The organism is Sphingopyxis sp., from assembly GCF_035998965.1.
GTDB lineage: Bacteria > Pseudomonadota > Alphaproteobacteria > Sphingomonadales > Sphingomonadaceae > Sphingopyxis.
Map to the genome: position 1 here is coordinate 22,131 of NZ_DASYHE010000100.1, position 8,193 is coordinate 30,323.

General features: G+C 61.5%; 2 protein-coding genes. Both read left to right on the forward strand.

Annotation, left to right across the window (positions count from 1 at the left end; genetic code table 11):
* The first annotated feature begins 26 nt into the window (after positions 1-26).
* Positions 27-4,205, forward strand: a complete 4,179-nt coding sequence (gene rpoB, locus VGN68_RS19760; RefSeq protein WP_327479310.1) for a DNA-directed RNA polymerase subunit beta — start codon at positions 27-29, stop codon at positions 4,203-4,205.
* A gap of 55 nt (positions 4,206-4,260) precedes the next feature.
* A partial coding sequence (gene rpoC, locus VGN68_RS19765; protein ID WP_327479312.1) for a DNA-directed RNA polymerase subunit beta' occupies positions 4,261-8,193 on the forward strand: 3,933 nt, incomplete at its 3' end.

Below are 8,193 nucleotides of genomic sequence, written 5' to 3' on the forward strand. Positions count from 1 at the left end.
ATTTTTGACAGGCGAGACAATCACTTATGGCGACCAAAGCGAAGTCGGTGGGCAAAGCCCTCGAAGCAACCGCGAGCAAGCGCATCCGCAAGCTGTTCGGCAATATCCACGAAGCGGTGGAGATGCCCAACCTGATCGAGGTGCAGCGCGAATCCTATGAGCAGTTCCTCCGCTCGGATCCGTCGATCGGTTATGTTTCGGGCCTCGAAAAGACGCTGCGCAGCGTGTTCCCGATCCGCGATTTCGCCGGCACCGCCGAGCTCGACTTCGTCCATTACGAACTCGAAGCGCCGAAGTACGACGTCGATGAGTGCCGCCAGCGCGGCATCACCTATGCGGCGCCGATGAAGGTCACGCTGCGCCTGATCGTCTTTGAGGTCGACAGCGAAACCGACACCCGCTCGGTGCTCGATATCAAGGAGCAGGACGTCTACATGGGCGACATGCCCCTGATGACGGGTAACGGCACCTTCTTCGTCAATGGCACCGAGCGCGTTATCGTGTCGCAGATGCACCGTTCGCCGGGTGTGCTGTTCGACCATGACCGCGGCAAGACCCACTCGTCGGGCAAGTTCCTGTTCGCTGCCCGCGTCATTCCGTACCGCGGTTCGTGGCTCGATTTTGAATTCGACGCCAAGGACATCGTCAACGTCCGTATCGACCGCAAGCGCAAGCTGCCGGTCACCAGCCTGCTGTACGCGTTGGGCATGACGGGCGAGGAAATCCTCAACCATTTCTATGACCGGCTGGTCTTCGAGCGCGCCGCCAATGGCTGGCGCGTACCGTTCATGGTCGAAAACTGGCGCGGTGCGAAGCCGGCGTTCGACGTCGTCGACGCCAAGACCGGCGAAGTCGTGTTCGCCGCCGGTCACAAGATTAGTCCGCGCCTCGCCAACAAGGCGGCGAAGTACGGGCTCGACACGCTGTTGATCCCGACCGAGGAAATCTTTGGCCGCTATTCGGCCTATGACCTGATCAACGAGACGACCGGCGAGATTTATATCGAAGCTGGCGACGAAGTGTCGGCCGAGAACCTCGAAAAGATCGACGCGGCGGGGATCGACAAGCTCGTCCTGCTCGACATCGACCACAACAACACGGGTCCGTGGATCCGCAACACGCTGAAGGCCGACAAGGCCGAAGATCGCGATCAGGCGCTGTCGGACATCTACCGCGTCATGCGCCCCGGCGAGCCGCCGACGCGCGAAACCGCGGAAGCGTTGTTCGGCGGGCTGTTCTTTGACCCCGAGCGTTACGACCTGTCGGCGGTGGGCCGCGTCAAGCTGAACATGCGCCTGGGTCTCGACGCCGAGGACACGGTGACGACGCTGCGCAGCGACGACATTCTTGCCGTCGTCAAGGAGCTGGTGAACCTGAAGGACGGCAAGGGCGAAATCGACGATATCGATAACCTCGGCAACCGCCGTGTGCGTTCGGTCGGCGAGCTGCTCGAAAACCAGTATCGCGTCGGCCTGCTCCGCATGGAACGCGCGGTGAAGGAACGCATGAGCTCGGTCGATGTGTCGACTGTCATGCCGAACGACCTGATCAACGCGAAGCCCGCGGTTGCCGCGGTGCGCGAATTCTTTGGTTCGTCGCAGCTCAGCCAGTTCATGGATCAGACCAACCCGCTGTCCGAAGTTACCCACAAGCGCCGCGTGTCGGCGCTTGGGCCGGGCGGGCTTACCCGTGAGCGTGCCGGCTTCGAAGTCCGCGACGTTCACCCGACCCACTATGGCCGTATCTGTCCGATTGAAACGCCGGAAGGCCCGAACATCGGTCTGATCAACTCGCTCGCGACCTTTGCGCGGGTGAACAAATATGGCTTCATCGAAACTCCGTACCGCAAGATCGTCGACGGCAAGGTGACCAACGAGGTCGTCTATCTGTCGGCGATGGAAGAGCAGAAGCACACGGTTGCGCAGGCGAACGCCGATCTCAACCCCGACGGCAGCTTTATCGACGAGCTGATCTCGGCGCGCGAAGCGGGTGAATTCCTGATGGCGCCGCGCGAGCAGATCACGTTGATGGACGTGTCGCCGAAGCAGCTGGTTTCGGTCGCGGCATCGCTGATCCCGTTCCTGGAAAATGATGACGCCAACCGCGCGCTGATGGGTTCGAACATGCAGCGTCAGGCGGTGCCGTTGCTGCGCGCCGAAGCGCCGGTGGTCGGCACTGGCATGGAAGAAACCGTGGCGCGTGACTCGGGCGCTGCCATCGCGGCGCGCCGCGGCGGCGTGATCGACCAGGTCGATGCGACGCGTATCGTTATCCGTGCGACCGACATGGTCGAACCCGGCAAGTCGGGCGTCGACATCTATCGCCTGCAAAAGTTCCAGCGTTCGAACCAGAACACCTGCATCAACCAGCGTCCGCTGGTGAAGGTGGGCGAAATCGTCCGCACCGGCGACATCATCGCTGACGGTCCGTCAACCGAGCTGGGCGAGCTGGCGCTGGGCAAGAATGTGCTCGTCGCGTTCATGCCGTGGAACGGCTATAACTATGAGGATAGTATCCTCATCAGCGAACGCATCGTGAAGGACGACGTGTTCACCTCGATCCACATCGAGGAATTCGAAGTCACCGCGCGTGACACGCGTCTGGGGCCAGAAGATATCACCCGCGATATCCCGAACGTCGGCGAGGAAGCGCTGCGCAACCTCGACGAAGCGGGCATTGTCTATATCGGCGCCGAAGTCGGCCCGGGCGACATTCTGGCCGGCAAGATCACCCCCAAGGGTGAATCGCCGATGACGCCGGAAGAAAAGCTGCTGCGCGCGATCTTTGGCGAAAAGGCCAGCGACGTGCGCGACACCTCGCTCCGCCTGCCGCCGGGCGTGTCGGGCACCGTCGTCGAAGTCCGCGTCTTTAACCGCCACGGGATCGACAAGGACGAACGCGCAATTGCGATCGAACGCGAAGAGATCGAGCGTCTGAAGCAGGATGCCGACGATGAGCGCGCGATCCTCAACCGTGCGACCTTCTCGAGCCTGAAGGACCTGCTGATCGGTCAAGCGACCAGCGCGGTGCCGAAGGGGCTGAAGAAGGGCGACGTCGTCACCGAAGAAATGCTGAACGAACTCGATCGCGGCGACTGGTGGAAGCTGGCGGTTGTCGACGACAACAGCCAGACCGCGCTCGAAGCGATCAAGGCGCAGTATGACGACGCGATCAAGCGCATCAGCGCCAAGTATGAAGATCGCGTCGAAAAGCTGCAGCGCGGCGACGAACTCGCCCCGGGCGTACTCAAGATGGTCAAGGTTTTCGTAGCCGTGAAGCGCAAGCTTCAGTCGGGCGACAAGATGGCCGGACGTCACGGAAACAAGGGCATCATCAGCCGCATCCTGCCGGTCGAAGACATGCCGTTCCTGGAAGATGGCACGCATGTCGATTTCGTGCTCAACCCGCTGGGCGTGCCGTCGCGCATGAACGTCGGGCAGATCCTCGAAACGCATCTGGGCTGGGCCTCGCGCGGCTTTGGTCAGCAGATCACGGCAGCGCTGGAAGACTGGCGCATGGCCAACCCCGACCCTGAAGCCGGCGCACCGCCGGAAGCGGTTCGCGAAGCACTGCTTCATGCCTATGGCGATGAATATGCGGACGAGATCAAGGCTCGCAGCACCGACGAAGTCATTGAGCTGGCGAGCAATCTGTCGGTTGGCGTACCGTTCGCGACCCCGGTGTTCGACGGGGCGCGCGAAGCCGATGTGTCGGAAATGCTGGAACGGGCCGGTCTCGACCGGTCGGGTCAGGTCGATCTGTACGACGGCCGCACCGGCGACCGGTTCGACCGCAAGGTGACGGTGGGATATATGTATATCCTGAAGCTGCATCACCTGGTCGACGACAAGATCCATGCGCGTTCGATCGGTCCCTACTCGCTCGTCACCCAGCAGCCGCTGGGCGGTAAGGCGCAGTTCGGTGGCCAGCGCTTTGGGGAAATGGAAGTGTGGGCGCTGCAAGCTTATGGCGCCGCGTACACGCTTCAGGAAATGCTGACGGTGAAGTCCGATGACGTGATCGGCCGCACCAAGGTTTACGAGGCGATCGTCAAGGGTGACGACACGTTCGAGGCCGGCATTCCCGAAAGCTTCAACGTGCTCGTCAAGGAAATGCGCTCGCTGGGGCTCAACGTCGAACTGTCGTCCCATGCGGATCTCGACGCCGATGAGGCGCCCGACGCTCTTCCCGAAGCCGCCGAATAAGATCTTATCCTCACCCCCTTCGCTCCGCGCGAAGGGGGAAGAGTGGAGCTAGAATATGAACCAGCTTACCAACTTCATGAACCCGGTCGCGAAGCCCGAAACCTTTGACATGATCAAGATCGGGATCGCGAGCCCCGAGCGGATTCGCTCATGGTCGTTCGGCGAGATCAAGAAGCCCGAAACCATCAACTACCGCACGTTCAAGCCCGAGCGCGACGGCCTGTTCTGCGCGCGTATTTTTGGCCCGATCAAGGATTATGAATGCCTGTGCGGCAAATATAAGCGCATGAAATACAAGGGCATCGTCTGCGAAAAATGCGGTGTCGAAGTCACGGTGACCAAGGTCCGCCGCGAGCGCATGGGCCATATCGAGCTGGCCGCGCCGGTCGCACACATCTGGTTCCTGAAGTCGCTGCCGTCGCGCATCGGCCTGCTGCTCGACATGCAGCTCAAGCAGCTTGAGCGCGTCCTGTATTTCGAAGCCTATATCGTGCTCGAGCCGGGCCTGACGCCGCTGGAGAAGTTCCAGCTGCTGACCGAAGACGAGTTGCTCGATGCGCAGGACGAATATGGCGAAGACGCCTTTTCGGCCGGCATCGGCGCCGAAGCGATCCGCGTCCTGCTCGAAAACCTTGATCTGGAGCAGGAACGCGCCGATCTGATGGAAGATCTGGCGACGACCAAGTCGGAGCTGAAGCCCAAGAAGATCATCAAACGGCTGAAGGTCGTCGAAAGCTTCATCGAATCGGGCAACCGTCCCGAGTGGATGATCCTGGAAGTCGTCCCCGTCATCCCGCCCGAGCTGCGCCCGCTGGTGCCGCTCGACGGCGGCCGCTTTGCGACGTCGGATTTGAACGACCTGTATCGCCGCGTGATCAACCGTAACAACCGTTTGAAGCGCCTGATGGAATTGCGCGCGCCGGACATCATCGTCCGCAACGAAAAGCGCATGTTGCAGGAAGCCGTTGACGCATTGTTCGACAACGGCCGCCGCGGCCGCACGATCACCGGCGCCAACAAGCGTCCGCTGAAATCGCTGTCCGACATGCTGAAGGGCAAGCAGGGCCGTTTCCGTCAGAACCTGCTCGGCAAGCGCGTCGACTATTCGGGCCGTTCGGTCATCGTGACCGGTCCGGAACTCAAGTTGCACCAGTGCGGCCTGCCGAAGAAGATGGCGCTCGAACTGTTCAAGCCGTTCATCTATGCGCGCCTCGACGCCAAGGGCCTGTCGATGACCCTGAAACAGGCGAAGAAGTGGGTCGAAAAGGAACGCAAGGAAGTCTGGGACATCCTCGACGAAGTCATTCGCGAGCACCCGGTGCTGCTGAACCGCGCCCCGACGCTTCACCGCCTGGGCATTCAGGCGTTCGAGCCCGTGTTGATCGAGGGTAAGGCGATCCAGCTGCATCCGCTGGTCTGCGCCGCGTTCAACGCCGACTTCGACGGTGACCAGATGGCCGTTCACGTTCCGCTGAGCCTGGAAGCCCAGCTGGAAGCGCGCGTCCTGATGATGTCGACCAACAACATCCTGTCGCCCGCGAACGGCAAGCCGATCATCGTGCCCTCGCAGGACATGGTGCTGGGCCTCTATTATCTGTCGATGGAGCGCGAAGGCGAACCCGGCGAGGGCATGCTGCTCGCCGATATGGCCGAAGTGCATCAGGCGCTGCATATCGGTGCGGTCACGCTGCACACTAAGGTGATCAGCCGCGTCCCGCAGACCGATGAAAAGGGCAATGAATATCTGCGCCGCTTTGAAACGACCCCGGGCCGTATGCTGATCGGCGAGTGCCTGCCGAAGTCGCACACCGTGCCGTTCGACGTCGTCAACCGCCTTCTGACCAAGAAGGAAATCGGTGACGTGATCGATCAGGTCTATCGTCACACCGGCCAGAAAGAGACGGTGCTGTTCGCCGACGCCATCATGGCGCTTGGCTTCCGCAACGCGTTCAAGGCCGGTATCTCCTTCGGCAAGGATGACATGATCATCCCGGCGTCGAAGGAAGGTATGGTCGACGAAACCCGCGCTTTGGTGAAGGATTTCGAGCAGCAGTATCAGGATGGCCTGATCACGCAGCAGGAAAAGTACAACAAGGCGATCGACGCGTGGTCGCAGTGCGGCGACAAGGTTGCGACCGCGATGATGGACGAAATCCGTGCCGAGCCGAAGGATCCGAAAACGGGCCGTCTGGCCCCGATCAACTCCATCTACATGATGGCGCACTCGGGTGCCCGTGGTTCGCAGGCCCAGATGAAGCAGCTCGCCGGTATGCGCGGCCTGATGGCCAAGCCGTCGGGCGAGATCATCGAAACGCCGATCATCTCGAACTTCAAGGAAGGTCTGACCGTTCTTGAGTATTTCAACTCGACCCACGGTGCGCGTAAGGGTCTGGCCGATACCGCGCTGAAGACCGCAAACTCGGGGTATCTGACCCGCCGTCTGGTCGACGTGTCGCAGGACTGCGTCGTGATCGAGGAAGATTGCGGTACGACCCGCGGCATGGAAATGCGCGCGATCATCCAGGGCGGTTCGACGATCGCCTCGCTGGGCGAGCGTATCCTGGGCCGCACGACGCTGGAAGACGTGCTCGACAAGGACGGCAACGTGCTGGCCCCGGTCGGCACCCTGCTCGACGAGCCGACGACGCAGAAGATCGAAGATGCCGAGGTTCAGTCGGTCAAGATCCGTTCGCCGCTGGTTTGCGAAGCGGTGCTGGGCGTGTGCGGCAAATGCTATGGCCGTGACCTGGCGCGTGGTACCCCGGTGAACATCGGTGAAGCGGTCGGCGTGATCGCCGCCCAGTCGATCGGTGAACCCGGCACTCAGCTGACCATGCGTACCTTCCACATCGGTGGTGCGGCGCAGGTCAACGAGCAGTCGAACGCCGAAGCGATTTCGGACGGCACGATCGAATATCGCGACATGCCGACGATCGTGGATCAGCGCGGTCGCCGCCTGGCGCTCGCCCGCTCGGGTGAAGTCGCGATCATCGACAGCGAAGGCCGCGAGCGCGCATCGCACAAGCTGCCTTATGGCGCGCACATCCTGTTCAAGGATGGCGACAAGGTGAAGAAGGGCGACCGGATTGCCGAATGGGATCCGTTCACTATGCCGCTGATCACCGAAAAGCAGGGCGTCGTGAAGTATCAGGATCTGGAAGATACCAAGACCCTGATCGAGCAGGTCGACGAGGCGACGGGCATCGCCCAGCGCGTCGTGATCGAATATCGTTCGGCGGGCCGCGCCAAGAAGGAAGACCTGCAACCGCGCCTGACCCTGCTCGACGATGCATCGGGTGAAGCCGCGCGCTATCTGCTCGCGGTCGGCACGATGCTGTCGGTCGAGGATGGTCAGACGGTGCAGGCGGGCGACGTTCTCGCCCGTGTCAGCCGCGAAGCGTCGAAGACGCGCGACATCACCGGCGGTCTGCCGCGGGTGGCCGAGCTGTTCGAAGCGCGCATTCCGAAGGACAACAGCGTGATCGCCAAGATCAGCGGTCGCATTGAATTCGTCAAGGATTACAAGGCGAAGCGCAAGATTGCGATCGTTCCGGAAGAAGGCGATCCGATCGAATATCTGATCCCCAAGTCGAAGGTGCTGGAAGTGCAGGAAGGCGACCAGGTCAAGCGCGGCGACGCCTTGATCAGCGGTTCGCCGAACCCGCACGACATCCTGGACGTCATGGGCGTCGAGGCACTGGCCGAATATCTGGTCGCCGAAATCCAGGAAGTCTACCGTCTGCAGGGCGTGAAGATCAACGACAAGCACATCGAAGTGATCGTTCGCCAGATGCTGCAGAAGGTCGAGATCACCAATGGCGGCGACACCACGTTGCTGCCGGGCGAACAGCTCGATTATCTGGAGATGATGGAATATAACGCCAAGCTGCCGAAGAATGGCGTGCCTGCCGAGGGCCGTCCGGTCCTGCTGGGCATCACCAAGGCGTCGCTGCAAACGCGCAGCTTCGTTTCGGCGGCATCGTTCCAG